At 63.0% G+C, this 413-nt stretch carries 1 pseudogene; it reads right to left on the bottom strand.

Features of this window, described 5'->3' with window-relative positions:
• A pseudogene (locus PZA18_RS24320) lies at positions 1-413 on the bottom strand (hypothetical protein); the annotation flags it as partial.

Here is a 413-nt window from a genome sequence, read left to right as displayed (position 1 = left end):
CGGGCAGACTTCGGTGGCGGGGAGTTGGCGTTCGATCAGTCGGCCTGCCGGATCATAGCGGAACTGGCTGCATTGGCCGTTATCGTCGAGCGCGATCAATTCGCCGGCGGCGTTGTAGCGATAGCGTCGGACTCGACCATCAAAGCCGGTTTCTTCAATCAGTTGATCCAGCAGGTCGTACTGGAAGCGGGCGCAGGCACCGTTTTCGTTGATCAGCTGTGCCAGGCGGCCGGCTTCGTCATAGGTAAAACGCAGGGTGGCCCCCAGCAGCTGGCGCGCGATCAGGCGGCCATAGGGGTCATAGGCCATGGACAGCCGCACTTGCCCCTGTTCGCGCACCTGGGTCAGCCGGCCCGCGACGTCATAGCTGAATTGCAAGCGACGGCCATCCGGCTGGATCAGCAGACTGAGGC

Source organism: Parachitinimonas caeni (genome assembly GCF_030129945.1).
In the GTDB taxonomy this organism is placed as follows: domain Bacteria; phylum Pseudomonadota; class Gammaproteobacteria; order Burkholderiales; family Chitinimonadaceae; genus Parachitinimonas; species Parachitinimonas caeni.
Note: the sequence above shows the minus strand (reverse complement) of the source record. Positions and strands in the feature narration are given on the sequence as shown.